This is a genomic window from Virgibacillus sp. GM2-2 (assembly GCF_055329585.1).
This window is the reverse complement of sequence record NZ_JBUZWC010000004.1, coordinates 223,404-238,951: the sequence shown is the minus strand read 5'-3', so window position 1 is coordinate 238,951 and position 15,548 is coordinate 223,404. Positions and strand designations below refer to the sequence as shown.

Below are 15,548 nucleotides of genomic sequence, written 5' to 3'. Positions count from 1 at the left end.
AGCAGAAGCCTAGATGAGACCCCGCAGAGCGTAAGCTCGAGGAGGCTCATCAGCTACCCACGGAAAGCGCAGTATTTTTCCGTAGCGGTCGACGCTAAATTTAAATTATCACTAGTTCACAATTTATTTCAATCACGACAAACGAAAAATAAATTTACACTAAAGGAATACGAGAAAGTAAATGAACGGGAAGCACATTTTTTCATCTTGAAGGAGTGTGAATAATGGTTGAACGAGTTATAGCTACAGACAAAGCGTTAACGCTCATTGAAACGTTAAAGGAAACGCACGGAGATCTTATGTTTCATCAATCTGGTGGTTGCTGTGATGGTAGTTCTCCTATGTGTTATCCAAGAGGAGAGTTTCGCACAGGCGAATCAGATGTTTTACTCGGAGAAATAGGTGGATCACCATTTTATATGGCAAAGGATCAGTACGAATACTGGAAACATACGCAAATTATCGTCGATGTTGTGGATGGGCGCGGAGGAATGTTTTCACTAGAAGGTCCTGAAGGTAAACGATTTTTAACAAGATCCCGTGTGTTTACCGAGGAAGAACGAGCGGAATTAAGTAAATAATTATATAATTGGAAGAAAAATCATCACTGTGTTGATGGTTTTTCTTTTCGTTTTATCATTTATGGAATGATAGAATTGGATTACTACGGATAAAAGGGGAGAGCGCCTTGAAAATTGCAATGATCCAGCTCGATGTTCGATATGGAGATCCTACTACTAATTTCTCCCGAGCGACTAACTTTATCGAAACTGCTGCGAAAAATGGTGCAGATATTATTATATTACCAGAGCTTTGGACGACAGGATATAATCTAACGAGACTCGATGAAATAGCCGATAACGAAGCCAAAAAGTCAATTGAATTTCTACAAAATCTGGCTGTAAAACATCATATTCATTTAATAGGTGGTTCTGTTGCTGAAAAGTGTTCAGATGGTGGCGTACGAAACACATTACTCGTTATGAATAACCAAGGTGAATTAGTTCATAAGTATAGTAAATTACATCTGTTCCAACTAATGGATGAACATATTTATTTGGAGGAAGGTATGAATAATGCTGAATTCACGTTGGAAGACATTCCATCAGCCGGATTTATTTGCTATGATATTCGTTTTCCTGAGTGGATGCGCAAGTCAGCATTAAATGGTGCAAAAGCTATGTATATAGTCGCCGAATGGCCGAAGCCACGAATTGATCATTGGAAAGTTTTATTACAAGCACGTGCAATCGAAAATCAATGTTATGTTATAGCCTGCAATCGAAGCGGTTCTGATCCCAAAAATGAATTTGGCGGGATGTCGTTAATCATTGATCCGTGGGGACAAATTGTTTCTGAAGGTAGCGGATCAGAAGAGATTGTATATGGAGAAATAGATTTTGAATTAGTGGATGAAGTGAGAAGTCGTATTCCGGTATTTCGCGATCGCCGAGAGGATAGATATAAATGAATCACACATCCGCCCATCTAACATATACTGGTTAGGTAAATAATCCGAAAGGGTGTGTTAGCTTGTCTATTCGTTATTATGCTTGGGGACACACAGCTCAAGGGCTAATAAGCTTTGCAGAATCGAATTTATCAAATATAGATGAAATTTTTGTATTGAATCATCCATCTGAGACAATCAAGACTGCAGTTATCAAAGGTGTAATTAAAAATTTTGCTGATAATGATTCAGTTGAAATACTAAAGGGGATAAATGGTGACGAATTTTTGGATGGAGTAATTATCCGTGACAAATCCCTAGCTGTTTTATCCAGGTCCATAAATAAAGATAATGTGACTGTGCTTAATTTGAGTAGAAAAATAGATGAGTTTAGTGAACAACTTACGAATATTGATAAGATTAAAAGTGAAACGTACAGCACTTTCGATACTGGCTTAAAAGTTCATGATGAGCTTGAAAAAATATACATTAATGAAATGAATTTCGATAAGGCAGATCAAGTAGCAGAATCATATATTAATAAGCTTATCCAATCTTCTCCTAACAATGAAGGGGAGGGTTATATTTATCACCGTCTTTTCGGAACAAATACCAAGAATGGCGTTGTTAATGTTGTTCCAGAGCTTTTTACGAGTGTTTCTAAAGCATATTTCATTAAAGGACGTGCAGGAACTGGGAAATCCACTTTCATGAAAAAGATTGCACATGCAGCAAAGAACGAAGGATATGAGGTAGAATTGTATCATTGTAGTTTCGATTCGAACAGTATTGATATGGTTCTTGTTAGAGAGTTAGATTTCTGCATATTTGACAGTACAGATCCACACGAATTTTTTCCTGAACGAGAAAATGATGAAATTATTGATTTATATGAAGAATTAGTTACACCTGGTACCGATGAAAAATACGCGGATAACATTGATAATTTAAATCGAGAATATAAAAGCTATATGAAAAAAGGAATCGAATTTCTAATAGAAGCAGGGGTTTATCAGCAAAAAATCGAAGACGTAATGAAATCACTTGATGAAGATGAACTCAGCAGTACGACAGACCAATTAATAGACTTAATTAAATAATTATGCGTTCCATTAGTACCTAGTACTGTGTAAGTGTGCTAGGTACTGAACATAAATATTTTCGTTTCGACAATAATTTCTCTTGTGTTTTTCGTAAAAATTAGGTAAAATAAATTAACTGAAAATTTAAATTAAACAAAATTCAGGAGGTGGAGAAAAGTGTTGACCGTTAAAATGTTAAAGCCATATTATATTAAAACAGATCATGAATATGTTCGAGTGATTTTGGCTTATCAATATTTTGCAATCTTTATAAACGAAAAGGTTTACCAGTTTGTTCCGACCAAGGCCAAGGAAATTCGAATTAACCGTAGTACACAAGAGGTTGAAAATATTGACGCACTGTTCGCTTTTCAAAAGGGCAAGGATGTTATTCAGGTTGCCATGAGTGAACTCGTTTCCATTCCTGACTTTTTATTGCAACTCAATGAAATTGTAAAACCGTACTATAGAGACGATACGAAAGAGGATGAAAGCCACGTAAAAAATGAAAACGCTCTCATTATTGGTGAATTGGAATATGAAAACATAATGCGTTTAATCGATAAAGCACTTGATAAACGCGATAAAGAGGAATTTGATAGGCTAGTTAAATTGCTATAAACAAACAAGCTACTCCATTTTTTGGAGTAGCTTGTTTTTATTGCTTATATTCACTCAATATATTCGTAACTTTTTCTACAGCAAAGGCACTTCCACCCTTATCTTCCGTATGCTCGATCATCATGGCAATTAAAATATCTTGTGATTCAGTAGGATAAGCAACGAACCAGCCGTTTTCTTGACCATCTTCAACGTCTTTTGATTTTTTCAACTCAGCAGTACCAGTTTTACCGGAAATAGGAAAATCAGCTTCTTGTGCACCATTCGCAGTTCCTTTTGGGGATGTTACTACTTTACGTAATGTCTCCCGAATAATGGCAGCTTGGTCTTCCGTTATTAAATTTTCTTTCCAAACCTGAGCCGTTTTTTCATCCTTCAACAAGATTGGTTTAATCATATTACCACCATTCAATAGTGGTGTGTATGTTGTTGCCAAGTGAAGTGCGCTAATTTGCATTTCACCTTGACCATAGCCGGAATTGGCTAATAAAACTTTATCATCTAATTTTCCGTCATTAGAAATGGTTGATGTTTCGATTGGATAGGCGAATGGAATTTCTTCTCCAAATCCAAACTTTTGAAGACCGTTAACAAAGGTTTTACCACCCATTTCTAATGTCTGCATAGCAAAGTAAATGTTGTCTGATCGAATTAAAGCGTCCGCTAGATCAACCGGTCCATCTGATTCAGAAACTCGTCGGATTTCATAATTTCCAAAACCTTCGGCTGGCTTCCATGTTAGTCCATTTATTTCAATTCCCTTATTTGGATCAATGGCACCGCTTTGCAATCCAATAGCAGCAGTGACTGGCTTAATCACAGAACCAGGTACAAACGTAGCCGAAAATTTATTTATTAGCGGTAATCCCGGTTGTTCCTGTAATGCTTTCAGTCTTGCTTGAGAGATACCATATACAAATTCGTTCGGATCAAAGGAAGGACTACTTACTAATGCAAGTGCCTCACCAGTTTTTGGATTTATAGCGGCAGTTGTTCCGGATTCACCGTCATACGATTGGTATATATTTTTCTGTAGTTCAGCATCAATTGTTAGTACGATGTTTTCCCCATCTTTGACTGGCTTTTCTGCCAAAATAGTACTTTCTTGGTCTTCCTGTTCTATAATAATCTTTACCCCTTCTTGACCACGGAGTTTCTTATCGAAAAACTTTTCGATTCCTCGTTTGCCAATCATGTCATTTGCGGAGTACGTACCATCTTTATTTTTTTCCAGTTCCTCAGCAGTAATTTTACCAATGTACCCAACTAGATGGGCAGCAGCTTCTCCATAAGGATATACACGGCCGGTTACTTCTTTACCAGCGACTGCTCCAGTTGCCCATAACTTCTCTAACTTATCACTAGTGGTTGGAAGTTTCGTAATTGGTACAAATAAATTTGGTTCTACCCAATCCGCACTTAACTTATCGTTGATTGTTTCTACATCCATCTCTAGAATATTTGCAATTTCTTGTTTAGTAGATTCACCAGCTAGCTTCTCAGGTATAATCCCAATTTCGTATACAATATCATTAATGGCGAGTGGATTTCGGTTGCGGTCAAGTATCTCACCGCGTCTTGGCTGTTCTGTTTCAATTGCGATGTCTCCACCATCTTTTAGCTCAGGGAAAATAAATCCTGGATTCCACTTCACATACCAATTTTTATTTTCTTCCTCACCTTGTTGTACAAGCTGTGCTTTATATTCAAATTTTATTGGTCCTGCGATTGTTTTCATCTCAACCATAAATGGATAGGTAGCTTCCCCTTTTTCAAGAGCCTTTTCTACCTCTTTTTCGTTTAACTTTTCATACGAAATGTTTAAATCCGTTACTTCTATATCTTCATAGATTTTAGTGAATCGATCTACTGCTTCTTCTGGAGGATACGTAGACTTTGCTTTTTTTGTAAGCATGTCATACATTTTGGAAAAATCTTTGTCTTGCCAGTTACTAACGTATTTCTCAAACCGATCGTTCGGTGAAACTTCCTCATTCGAACAAGCTACTAAAGCTATACATAATACTATCGCTAGAAATAATAACTTCTTCATACTACCCCCACCTTATATATAGATAGAAGTCATTCTAGTGACAGAATGACTTCTTTTAGTTTGTTACTTTGCTTCCATATGCTCTTTAATTACTTGAGAGATTCGATTAAATTCTTCTTCCGGAACAACGTAGTAATAAATGCCATTTATAGTTTGGCCTTCTCCACTTATTTTAAGTGTCTTAATATTACTTCTTGTTTCTCGGTAATCGGTAAATAACGTTTGGATTTTATCCATATTCAAGTTGGTTGTTACGTTGTCTCCAAGAACATTTAAGATATCGCCAAATTTCGTAATACTAGAGAAACTTGCTGCTTTATCCATGGCTGCTTTTATGACAGCACGTTGACGTTCAGTTCGACCAAAGTCACCACGTGGGTCTCCCTTTCGCATCCGGATATATTTAAGCGCTTCTTCGCCATTTAAATGAATGGATCCCGTTGGAAAGTGTTCTCCACCTTGTGAAAAGGGATCGTCATTTGTGACTGTTACGCCCCCGATTGCATCAATTCCTTGCTTAAATCCTTCCATGTTTACTTTTATATAAAAATGAATAGGAATATCAAACGTGTTCTCCACTGTTTTAACGGATAAATCAACCCCACCAAAAGCATATGCATGATTAATTTTATCCATACCAACCGTTGGAATATTTACATACGTGTCACGAGGAATACTTAGCATAATCATTTTATTTGTAACCGGATTTAGTGACATTAGTATCATCGTATCAGATCGACCTACATCATTTTCCCGTTGGTCGACTCCAAGCAATAATATGTTAATAGATTTTTCGTTTTGAACAATCGATTCAAGTTCTTTTTGTCGCTCTGGATCTTTATCGCGTGAAAGTGGATCATGCATGGTCGCCACCGTGTCTTCCACTTTGTCATATAAATAGTAAAAATACGTTCCTCCAGCTAAAATCAGTAATAAAACGATTCCACCAACCCAATATGGCCATTTTCGTTTTTTCTTTGTTTGACGTTTTTCAGTTCTAGTAACCAATATAATTCTCCTCTAATAATCCTTTAATAAGCTTGACTTTTTAGTTAATAAACGGCGTAATCTAGTAGTACTAAACGTGGACACTTTCATTACACTGATTGGAAAAGATTGAATCTTTTAGGTATCAGTATAAATGCAAATAAGGCTTTCGCCATTAGAGCTTAGCGCCAAGTTTTCTAATCATTGCAAAATAGTCAATACATGGTTAAATTATAACGAATTGAATTGGTTACGTCTATCAATTTTAGTAATATTATACTAGAATTTGTATTTGTTTTACGAAAAATGTCAATAAATATCTCGTCCATAATTTTGCACTTTATTCGACAGTTTCAATCGGAAGAGCAGTTATTATATACCGTTCCGGTGCATCTCCGATAAATGAAAATGGATAACAGGTTGTAAGGGTTAAAACTTCTTTTGGTGCAGTAGAAGCAATGACCGTTCGATCATCCGCATCAACAATTTCCGTTTCTGTTATGGCATAAGAAAATTCGCCATATGGTAATCGAATAGTTAAAGTATCTCCGAGTTGCAATTCTCCCATATTGCGAAAAACTGTATCTCGATGTCCCGATAGTACAATTTGATCATTTTCAAGCGGATATGCTGTACCTTTATAATGGCCGACACCCTTTGCAAGTTCATCTTCATCCGTTCCTTCTACAATTGGTAACTCCGCATCCAGTCTTTCTATGTAAAGGATTCCGACAGTATCACCAGTTTGAGGAGTAAAGACCTTTTTTTGTATTGGTTTCTTTTTATCTTGATCGTCCACCGTTTCTTCCGCAGTTGGTAGTTGCTTGTTGTTTGCTAACAAAGCATGGGCTTCAGCAAGACTATCCTTTTGTGCAGATTCTGTATGAAACCATTGGTAGGAACCGATACTTAAGAAAACTATGCCAATCAATAGAAGAGTAATTGCTACTTTTTTCATTATCTCACCTCGAAATGTGATGCACTTATTATACATCGCATTGTTCGTTATAAAAAATATAAAAAGCTAAGTAAAATGAAGTAAATGCGTAAAAACAGAAGTAAATTGTTCGTTATAACGTTTATTTAAGTAAATACAAAGGTTTTGGAACTTGGCATATTGAATTATAATCAAATTAACGTTCTTAATAACAAACACACTGAACCTTAAAACGAACATATGCTTACCTTCAATATTAAGTATGTTCTTATTTACAATATATGAATACATTGCAAGGAAAATTTGATTTGTAAAGAGGTGAACTTTTGTGCGCAGTAAGCGGGTTAGAAAATTTCGATCAAAGTACTATTTGATTATTAATGCTGTAAAAGTAGCGTTCATTTGGTATATGATCATTCTTTCAGCAGTCTTTTTTACGTCAGATACACGGGCTTATTTTAATGATGTTGTGATGGTTCAAGGAAAAATTACTGTTGGTGAATGGGATGATGAACAACCACCAGAAGATACATGGGATAAGAGTTCTTTGGAATTTGCAGAAAGTAAAGACAGACAGGTTGAAACATGTGGACCAACTCAAGAAATCAAAGTTGAGTTAAAAAATGTTGGTGATAGGGATATGGAAGGTCCTAGTACGTATGAAGTTTGGTATTCCGAGGATGGAAATCCTAAGGAGGAAAAGGGAGGAATAAAATTAGATCTTCCTGAAGGTCAGGGAGTTATTGAGGCTCTAGATAGTGGGGATTCTACCATACTTTCTTATGAAACATCAAAGCTTGGGAATTATAAATTTAAAGCATATCAACGTCCAGGGCATCCAGGGCCAGATAATGGTAATAATGAAAATAAAGACGTAAATCCTTGGAGTGAAACAATTGAAGTAGTGAAGAAGGGAGATTGTACGAATCAGGAGAATACCTCTGAAACTGTGAAAGATAATAGTACCGAAAAATCTGGAAATGAGAACGAGAAAAAGAGCAAAGAGAATTCCTCAAAAAATAATGAAGGAACCAAAGAAGAACAGGAAACTTTAACTGAACCACCTTTAGAAGAAGAGCCACAACCTGAACAAACAGAAGAAACTTCAGAAACAAATCAGGAACCAAAAGAGACTGAACAAGTACCACCAGAAACAAAACAACCAAACGAATCGAAACCAAAAGAAGAGCAGAAAAAGATAGAAACAAAAGCAGTTAAAGAGGAAGTCCCTGACTCTGAAGTAAATGAGGGTGATACAGATGAATCATAAACGTCGTTGGTATACACTTATATTCTCTTTCATTTTGGTTACGACGATATTTTTTATACCAATTGCATCGGTATCTGCTACAAGTGGAGAGGTAGCTATCGACGGAATGCCAAACGATATACTTTTTAATGTGGAAAACTTGAAACCTGGAGACTGGGTAACGAAGACATATTCGGTCACTAATAATGGAGAAACAAGTGCTGAATATGGTATGAGCAGTGCGTTCTTAAGCGGTTCTGAAAAATTTTATAATCAACTGTTGTTGAAAGTTGAATTAGACGATCAGGTGTTATACGAAGGAAAACTACGTGAATTCACAGAACTGGAAATGCGGACAATCGAAGCAAGCGAAGTGGATGAACTAGATTTTAGAGTAGATATTCCTGAAAGTTTAGGTAATGAATATCAGGCATTGAAGGCTGAATTTCAATTACGTCTTTACACAACAGGCGCTGCAACTGCTGCAAGTGGAGGGTTTGGTAACACTTTGCCGGATACAGCAAGTTCAATGTTTACGTATCTATTAATTGGAATTGTGCTAATTACAATAAGTGGTATCACGCTATTGAGTTATCGAAGGAAACGGTTGGAATAGCGCTCAAAGGACATATTTTTCATAAATTCTAATTATTCTTTACAAAACTAGTAGCAATATGACAAAACAAGACACCCTATAATTGGGAAGCATATAGTACAATAGTAGTAGTAAAAATTGTTTCCTCAGAAAAGGGCAAACTTATTGAAAAGTAAGGGCGCAAAATCACAGGTCTACGGCGTTAATGCTACGGCGGCTGGGTTACCTGGAACACTAAATGGGGGCTAACAATGATAAAAATAGTGAAGCAGACAGGTCTTGATAGCGAATGGGTTAAGTTGTTACAGGAGGCAAAAAAGATTGGAATAACAACAGAGGAGGTTAGGTCGTTTTTAAGCGAGTCAAAAAAAGATGAAACTATTAATCATTAAAGTTGTGCTTTATATAGAACCACACACTTTTTTGTGATATACTTTCACTAAAGGTAGGTGTGTGTCTCTTGATCGGTGAAAAAATAAAACAACTGCGCCAAGATAAAAATATGTCTATATCTGAACTTGCGGAAAAAGCTGGAGTGGCTAAGTCATATCTAAGCTCAATAGAACGGAATCTCCAGTCGAACCCATCGATCCAGTTTATTGAAAAAGTCGGTGCTGTATTAGGTGTCACTGTTAACGATATACTACGTGATGATCAAACTACTAATATAGATGAACAATTGGATGACGAGTGGTTAAAAATTGTGCAAGAAGCAATGGAATCAGGGGTATCAAAGGAACAGTTTAAAGAATATCTTGAATTCAATAAATGGAGAAAAAAACAAGAATAACTGAATTTTTGTCTTGACCGTAGAGCTGAATTGGCATACGGTTTTTTCATGCACAAAATTAGTAAGGTGAGGGAATTTTTCATGAAAAAGTATACATACTGGTTACTTCCAATTGCATGGATGGGTGTCATTTTTTATTCTTCTGCGACACCATATCAAGAACAGGATATCAAACCATTTTTATCGGAATATCTTAATTTTTCGTTTCTGACTCCTTTTGTTGACAACATTGTATTTACCTATCATCAATCCGAAGTAAGTGTCGCGGCTTTAGGCATTGAGGGATTCGTAGAGTTTTTTGTGAGAAAAGGTGCGCATGTCACGGTCTATTTTATTCTCATGTGCTTATTTTATGTTGCCTGTAAAAAAACGCTACGAATTTCATTTAAAGCAAGTCTAGGCGCTTCGTATATCTTAACAAGTTTTTATGCGATATCAGATGAAATCCATCAAGGTTTTACGCAAAATCGGACTCCTTACATTGGTGATGTTGGACTTGATATGTTTGGTGCATTCCTTGCATGGCTTCTTATCTTCGGATGGGTTACGTATCGACATAAGAATAAAGGTTGGACAAGATATCGTCCAATTTCATAATTATCCACCGACACATATCGGTGGATAAGCCTTGCATCATCTACGCATCTGCAGCTTGAATTTATATTTATCTGCTCGGTAAGCAGATTTTACATATTCTAGCGGAGTGCCATTTTCATCATCAAGATAACTTGTACGTTGCATTAACAAAATAGGATCGCCTTCATTTACATGAAGGTGTTCTATTTCAAATGCATTTGCTAATGCTGACTCGATTAGTTGATCACCATAACCAATTGAGAGATTTAGTTTTGATTCGATATAATCATAGAACGATTCTTCAATATTTTTTGCTGTCAATCCCCCAACGATTTGTTGCGGTGTATATATGGTTTCCACTGCGACAGGGGATTCGTTGGCATATCTGATACGTTTAATCTCGTAAACTTTTTCACCAATTTTCAATTGTAAGATATTAGCAATTCGTTCACTTGCTTCTAGTAGTTGAAAACTAATTAATTGATTGGACGGTGTTAATCCTCTTTCTCGCATATCCTCGCTAAAGCCTGTTAACCCTTGCAAATCCTGTTCGAACTTTTTTTCAGAAACAAATGTGCCACGCCCTTTTTGACGATAAAGCAATCCTTCAGAAGCAAGGTTGGTAATAGCTTGTCTAACCGTCATACGACTAATATTATACCGTTCTGCATACTCCCGTTCTGATGGTAACAACTCACCCGGCTTTAATTCTTCTGTTTGAATAAGTAATCGTATTTTCTCTTCAAGTTGATAATAGATTGGTAAAGGCGAATTTTTGTTAATCATGTGTATCTCCTTCCGAACCTGTAAATTATATTGATTTTAACAAACATGCTTAGGGTTGTATACACATACCTTAATGTATAGACAACTATATGTTTGTGTGCTAACGTAACAGAATAGAAAGGATTGACTGGTGATGAATAAAGCTGAACTATTAATCATTCATAATGCGACCCTATACATGGAAACAACGATAATTGAACAAGGTTGTTTGGTAGTGAAAAATTCAAAAATCCGTGCAATCTATCAAAAGGATGAAACTCCAGAAGTTTTCCCACAAAATGCAGTAGTCATTGATGGAAAGGGAAAAAACTTGCTTCCAGGCTTTATCGATGGACATATTCACGGAGCTAACGGTGCTGATGTGATGGATGCGACAGAGGTTGCTCTCGATACGATTGCTGAAGTTTTACCTAAAGAGGGGACGACTAGCTTTTTAGCCACAACGATTACCCAACCAAAAGAATCAATTGAGGCTGTACTTGAGAATGTCTCTAACTATACAAATAAACCGGGTTTTGCTGAAGTGGTAGGAATCCATTTAGAAGGACCGTTTATCGAAGAAAGTAAAGCAGGTGCACAACCAGTTCACCATATTTTACGACCAAATTGTAATCTTTTTCAGGAATGGCAAAAGTTATCAAACAATAAAATTAAGACCATTACAATGGCGCCTGAGCACGATTTAGATGGTGCTTTTATAAAAGCAGCAAAACAGGCAGAAGTAAATGTTTCAGCCGGTCACACCGATTGCAATTTTGCTACGATGAAACAGGCAATTGAGTATGGTGTAGATCAAGTTACACATTTATGCAATGCCATGTCCGGAATCCATCATCGTGACATTGGGGTTGTAGGGTCGGTATTCCAATTAAAGGAATTACGTGCTGAATTAATTGCAGATGGAATCCATGTTTCAATGGAGATGCTTCAACTTATTTATGATAATGTAGGCAGTGAACGATTGATTCTTATAACGGATGCAATGCGTGCAAAGTGCTTACAAGCTGGTAACTACGAGCTAGGTGGGCAAGAAGTTACTGTGTCAGAGGACCGGGCATTATTAAACAATGGAACATTAGCTGGAAGCATCTTAAAAATGGTCGATGGTGTCAAAAACATGCTTCAACTGACAGGAGTAACGCTAACGGATGTGATTACGATGGCTTCTATTAATCCAGCAAAACAGATTGGAATTTTCGATAGAAAAGGAAGTATTGCAGTTGGAAAGGACGCCGATCTGTTATTAATAGACGATTCATTAAACATTTCTTATACCATTTGCCGTGGAACTATTGCGTACAAGGAGGTTTCAGCCTAGTGAAAATAATCAGGGTCAACGATTACGTGAAAATGAGTGAAATGGCTTGTAATATCCTAATAACAAAAATGAATCAGTTGAAAAATCCTGTACTAGGCTTAGCAACTGGCTCGACCCCTGAAGGACTATATAAAAAATTGATCCATGCATATAATCTTGGAAATCTATCATTTAAACAAACAACAACATTTAATCTCGACGAATATATCGGATTACCAAAAACAGATCCAAATAGCTATCATTTTTATATGCACGAGCATTTTTTTCAACATATTGATATTGAAAGTAAAAATGTACATGTTCCGAATGGGAATACAAGTAATATAAAAAAAGAGTGTACCGATTATGAAACGCTTATCCGTGAAAATGGTCATATTGATGTACAAATTTTAGGGCTTGGTACAAATGGACATATTGGATTTAATGAGCCAGGCACATCCTTTAGCAGTAGAACGCATATCGTAAAACTAGCTGAATCAACACGTAGGGCAAATGCTAGATTTTTTTCCAGTATCGATGAAGTACCACAAGAAGCAATCACGATGGGCATTGATACAATTATGAAAAGCAAGGAAATTATTGTTCTTGTATCAGGAGAAAGAAAAGCGGATGCAATGCATTCTTTCATCAACGAAGAAATACAGGAAAGTTTTCCTGCATCTATACTACAGAGGCATCCCCACGTAACCGTTGTTGCTGATGAAATGGCATTAACGAAAATAAAGGTATAAATGCGATGTATTTCATCTGTCATAGTTAGGCTAGAGACTACTCAGTAGCGGACACAGACGCCTTTATTTTTACTTTTCACCCCTATTTTTGGAGTTAAGAGGACTCAGGATTCGTTATTTAGCTAAAAACTGGATAAATCGGGCTTATTTTACTAAATACCGCATCCTGTGTCCGCTTACAGGCGCAATTGGCTCAATTTTGCTCGAATAAGGTACCTGACGTCCGTTCATTTCAATTTGTCGACTCGTAACCTTACCTTCATTACTCAGGAACAAATTTTATAAAGAGAGTCATTACCTCTTCTACTGGTTTTTAGTGTACATCTATCTCAACGTATTTATAGTCATTTTCCTCTAATTTCGCCTGATCGCTTGTTAAATCAATGACCCAAGTCTTGAATTCTTCTACTCTTTCTGTTTTTACATACATATGAAAAATTACTTGGTCAAGGTAATCGATTTTGGCTAAAACGTGGTCAGAGGTACGAAATGCGTTTTCTAATTTTCCAATTAGACCATAATCGACTGTGATTAAAAAACCTTGCATTAACTGCCTCTCCACAACACCAGTTTCCTTAATTACTTCAGAAGCAGTTCCACCATAAGCACGAATTAATCCACCCGCGCCTAGTTTTATTCCTCCAAAATAACGAGTAACCACTATAACCGTATCTTTTAGTTGTTGTTTTTTTATTACCTCTAGAATGGGGACTCCGGCTGTACCATTTGGTTCGCCGTCATCATTTGCTTTTTGTATTTGGTCATGTTCGCCAATCATATACGCAGAACAATTATGATTTGCGTCATTATGTTTACTTTTTATTTCCTCAATAAATGCTTGAGCTTTCTCTTCCGTTTCCACCCGTTTCACATATCCAATAAATCGGGACTTTTGAATGACAATTTGACTTGTTCCTTCTTGTTTAATGGTATAATAATTAGAAAGCATAACGTAATTTAACCTCCTTGGTTAACATTATTATAAAGCGGGTATAGACGGAAATAAAGAATTGGAAGTTAAAACCTATACCTTTTTACTAGAAAAAAGAATAATATACCATTAAGTGTGATAAAAGACCCTATTAAAAAAGTAATGAATCTCGAATGTATATACACATAGGTTGGTGAAAAAAATGGTAATAAAACAATCTGAAAAAGCTTTGGATGGAATTATTGATGAGATGATTGAAGTTGTTGAAAACAGCAAGGACGAGATTTTTAATATCAGTGAAGAATCTCGTAAAGAATATGAATTACTAACGCAAGAATTACTAGAAACGAAGAATCAAGTCATTGAGCATATCAATAACGGGGAACAGCTTGAACAAAAGGTTCGTTTTTCCAGAAAAAAGCTGTCAGAGGTTAGTAAATACTTTGAAAACTATTCCGAGCAGGAAATACGCCAAGTCTATGAAAATACCCATGCCATGCAGACAGACCTCGCAATGTTACAACAGCAAGAAAAAGCGTTACGAGCAAAGCGAGACGATTTGGAACGACGCTTACTCGTATTAGATCAAACAATTGAACGTGCGGAGGGATTGGCTGGGAAAATTACGGTAATCCTAACCTATTTAAACGATGACTTTAGGCAAGTAAACGAATTGATTGAAAATGCAAAAGAAAAACATGAGTTTGGTTTAAAAATAATTGAAGCTCAAGAGGAAGAACGAAGAAAGATTTCAAGGGAAATTCACGATGGACCAGCCCAGATGCTTGCAAATATTTTACTTCGTTCAGAGATAGTTGATCGGACGTTTCGCGAAGGTGATATCGATCATGTAAGAAAAGAAATTAGTACCATGCGTAAGATGGTTCGGTCGTCTTTATACGAGGTACGTAGAATTATTTACGACCTACGTCCAATGGCTCTAGACGATTTAGGTTTAGCGCCTACCTTAAAAAAATATATTGCTAACGTTGCAGAATATACGGGGATTAAAATTGAATTTGTTTCTATTGGAAAAGAACAACGGTTTAATCAAAAGTATGAAGTAGCGTTTTTTAGATTAGTACAAGAAGCTGTCCAAAATTCAATCAAGCATGCAGATGCAACACATATAGTTGTTAAATTGGAAATGAAACGAAATAATTTAGTAATGATAATCAAGGATAATGGCCGAGGCTTTGATCCTAACATAAAAACGGATAATTCATTTGGGTTAATTGGTATGCGAGAGAGAGTTGACATGCTTGACGGAACATTTAAGATTAACTCGATCATTAATGAAGGTACCGCTATTTTTATTAGCGTTTCACATAAAGAAAGATAGGTTTTCACCAAATTATTTTAATCAGAATTATCAGACTTAGGAAAGTTAGGAAATAATTCCTAGTCCATGGAAACAAAACTTTATGTATACTGGTGATATA

17 protein-coding genes and 1 riboswitch are annotated in these 15,548 nt (G+C 36.3%); of the genes, 12 read left to right on the top strand and 5 right to left on the bottom strand.

The window, feature by feature from the left end; all coding sequences use genetic code 11:
- Positions 1 to 224 precede the first annotated feature (224 nt).
- From ACY9Z2_RS07635 to ACY9Z2_RS07620, 4 genes are all read left to right on the top strand, one after another.
- Positions 225 to 581: a DUF779 domain-containing protein gene (locus ACY9Z2_RS07635; RefSeq protein ID WP_463609024.1), complete on the top strand. Its 357-nt coding sequence runs from the start codon at positions 225 to 227 to the stop codon at positions 579 to 581.
- 119 nt (positions 582 to 700) lie between these two features.
- Entirely contained in the window at positions 701 to 1,471 is a 771-nt protein-coding gene (locus ACY9Z2_RS07630; protein WP_463609032.1) for a carbon-nitrogen family hydrolase, read from the top strand.
- Positions 1,472 to 1,533: 62 nt separating this feature from the next.
- On the top strand, positions 1,534 to 2,550 hold the full coding sequence (locus ACY9Z2_RS07625; RefSeq protein WP_463609023.1) for a hypothetical protein: 1,017 nt from the start codon (positions 1,534 to 1,536) through the stop codon (positions 2,548 to 2,550).
- Positions 2,551 to 2,709: 159 nt separating this feature from the next.
- Complete coding sequence (locus ACY9Z2_RS07620) at positions 2,710 to 3,153, top strand: IDEAL domain-containing protein (protein WP_463609022.1); 444 nt, start codon at positions 2,710 to 2,712, stop codon at positions 3,151 to 3,153.
- Between the two features lie 37 nt (positions 3,154 to 3,190).
- On the opposite strand, the gene ACY9Z2_RS07615 is transcribed toward ACY9Z2_RS07620, so the two are convergent.
- The 3 genes from ACY9Z2_RS07615 to ACY9Z2_RS07605 form a co-directional block, all read right to left on the bottom strand.
- Entirely contained in the window at positions 3,191 to 5,206 is a 2,016-nt protein-coding gene (locus tag ACY9Z2_RS07615; protein WP_463609021.1) for a penicillin-binding transpeptidase domain-containing protein, read from the bottom strand.
- 63 nt (positions 5,207 to 5,269) lie between these two features.
- Positions 5,270 to 6,214, bottom strand: a complete 945-nt coding sequence (locus tag ACY9Z2_RS07610; RefSeq protein ID WP_463609020.1) for an LCP family glycopolymer transferase — start codon at positions 6,212 to 6,214, stop codon at positions 5,270 to 5,272.
- A 319-nt stretch (positions 6,215 to 6,533) separates the two neighbouring features.
- Positions 6,534 to 7,151, bottom strand: coding sequence for a class D sortase, LPxTATN-specific (locus tag ACY9Z2_RS07605; RefSeq protein ID WP_463609019.1), 618 nt, complete (start codon positions 7,149 to 7,151; stop codon positions 6,534 to 6,536).
- A gap of 307 nt (positions 7,152 to 7,458) precedes the next feature.
- On the opposite strand from ACY9Z2_RS07605, the gene tapA reads away from it, so the two are divergent.
- The 5 genes from tapA to ACY9Z2_RS07580 all read left to right on the top strand — a co-directional run bounded on the left by tapA (position 7,459) and on the right by ACY9Z2_RS07580 (position 10,361).
- Positions 7,459 to 8,400 carry an amyloid fiber anchoring/assembly protein TapA gene (gene tapA / locus ACY9Z2_RS07600; RefSeq protein ID WP_463609018.1) on the top strand — a complete coding sequence of 314 codons (942 nt, stop codon included), beginning with the start codon at positions 7,459 to 7,461 and terminating at the stop codon, positions 8,398 to 8,400.
- The gene (locus ACY9Z2_RS07595; RefSeq protein ID WP_463609017.1) at positions 8,390 to 8,995 is read left to right on the top strand and encodes an LPxTATN C-terminal sorting signal domain; all 606 of its coding nucleotides are present in this window, start codon (positions 8,390 to 8,392) and stop codon (positions 8,993 to 8,995) included. The genes tapA and ACY9Z2_RS07595 overlap by 11 nt, the downstream gene beginning before the upstream one ends.
- 124 nt (positions 8,996 to 9,119) lie before the next feature.
- Positions 9,120 to 9,204, top strand: a riboswitch (cyclic di-GMP riboswitch).
- A 21-nt stretch (positions 9,205 to 9,225) separates the two neighbouring features.
- The gene (locus ACY9Z2_RS07590; protein ID WP_463609016.1) at positions 9,226 to 9,366 is read left to right on the top strand and encodes an anti-repressor SinI family protein; all 141 of its coding nucleotides are present in this window, start codon (positions 9,226 to 9,228) and stop codon (positions 9,364 to 9,366) included.
- A gap of 68 nt (positions 9,367 to 9,434) precedes the next feature.
- Positions 9,435 to 9,764, top strand: coding sequence for a helix-turn-helix domain-containing protein (locus ACY9Z2_RS07585; protein ID WP_463609015.1), 330 nt, complete (start codon positions 9,435 to 9,437; stop codon positions 9,762 to 9,764).
- 81 nt (positions 9,765 to 9,845) lie between these two features.
- A complete protein-coding gene (locus ACY9Z2_RS07580; protein ID WP_463609014.1) occupies positions 9,846 to 10,361 on the top strand; it encodes a VanZ family protein in 516 nt (171 codons plus the stop codon).
- A gap of 36 nt (positions 10,362 to 10,397) precedes the next feature.
- Here ACY9Z2_RS07580 and ACY9Z2_RS07575 read toward each other — a convergent pair whose 3' ends face one another.
- Positions 10,398 to 11,126 carry a GntR family transcriptional regulator gene (locus ACY9Z2_RS07575; RefSeq protein ID WP_463609013.1) on the bottom strand — a complete coding sequence of 243 codons (729 nt, stop codon included), beginning with the start codon at positions 11,124 to 11,126 and terminating at the stop codon, positions 10,398 to 10,400.
- Positions 11,127 to 11,259: 133 nt separating this feature from the next.
- Here ACY9Z2_RS07575 and nagA point away from each other — a divergent pair, with 133 nt between their 5' ends.
- Both nagA and nagB read left to right on the top strand, forming a co-directional pair.
- Complete coding sequence (gene nagA, locus ACY9Z2_RS07570) at positions 11,260 to 12,444, top strand: N-acetylglucosamine-6-phosphate deacetylase (protein WP_463609012.1); 1,185 nt, start codon at positions 11,260 to 11,262, stop codon at positions 12,442 to 12,444.
- Entirely contained in the window at positions 12,444 to 13,175 is a 732-nt protein-coding gene (gene nagB, locus ACY9Z2_RS07565; RefSeq protein WP_463609011.1) for a glucosamine-6-phosphate deaminase, read from the top strand. Before nagA ends, nagB begins: the two co-directional genes overlap by 1 nt.
- Positions 13,176 to 13,488: 313 nt before the next feature.
- Here nagB and ACY9Z2_RS07560 read toward each other — a convergent pair whose 3' ends face one another.
- Complete coding sequence (locus ACY9Z2_RS07560) at positions 13,489 to 14,124, bottom strand: YigZ family protein (protein ID WP_463609010.1); 636 nt, start codon at positions 14,122 to 14,124, stop codon at positions 13,489 to 13,491.
- 184 nt (positions 14,125 to 14,308) lie between these two features.
- On the opposite strand from ACY9Z2_RS07560, the gene ACY9Z2_RS07555 reads away from it, so the two are divergent.
- Entirely contained in the window at positions 14,309 to 15,448 is a 1,140-nt protein-coding gene (locus ACY9Z2_RS07555) for a sensor histidine kinase (RefSeq protein ID WP_463609009.1), read from the top strand.
- Positions 15,449 to 15,548 lie beyond the last annotated feature (100 nt).

Bases quoted from the DNA above. Each gene is read 5' to 3' on its own strand.
- ACY9Z2_RS07575 (WP_463609013.1), bottom strand. From the start codon at position 11,126: ATGATTAACAAAAATTCGCCTTTACCAATCTATTATCAACTTGAAGAG.
- ACY9Z2_RS07605 (WP_463609019.1), bottom strand. From the start codon at position 7,151: ATGAAAAAAGTAGCAATTACTCTTCTATTGATTGGCATAGTTTTCTTA.
- ACY9Z2_RS07615 (WP_463609021.1), bottom strand. From the start codon at position 5,206: ATGAAGAAGTTATTATTTCTAGCGATAGTATTATGTATAGCTTTAGTA.
- ACY9Z2_RS07555 (WP_463609009.1), top strand. From the start codon at position 14,309: ATGGTAATAAAACAATCTGAAAAAGCTTTGGATGGAATTATTGATGAG.
- nagA (WP_463609012.1), top strand. From the start codon at position 11,260: ATGAATAAAGCTGAACTATTAATCATTCATAATGCGACCCTATACATG.
- ACY9Z2_RS07590 (WP_463609016.1), top strand. From the start codon at position 9,226: ATGATAAAAATAGTGAAGCAGACAGGTCTTGATAGCGAATGGGTTAAG.
- ACY9Z2_RS07630 (WP_463609032.1), top strand. From the start codon at position 701: ATGATCCAGCTCGATGTTCGATATGGAGATCCTACTACTAATTTCTCC.
- ACY9Z2_RS07635 (WP_463609024.1), top strand. From the start codon at position 225: ATGGTTGAACGAGTTATAGCTACAGACAAAGCGTTAACGCTCATTGAA.
- ACY9Z2_RS07595 (WP_463609017.1), top strand. From the start codon at position 8,390: ATGAATCATAAACGTCGTTGGTATACACTTATATTCTCTTTCATTTTG.
- ACY9Z2_RS07560 (WP_463609010.1), bottom strand. From the start codon at position 14,124: ATGCTTTCTAATTATTATACCATTAAACAAGAAGGAACAAGTCAAATT.
- ACY9Z2_RS07580 (WP_463609014.1), top strand. From the start codon at position 9,846: ATGAAAAAGTATACATACTGGTTACTTCCAATTGCATGGATGGGTGTC.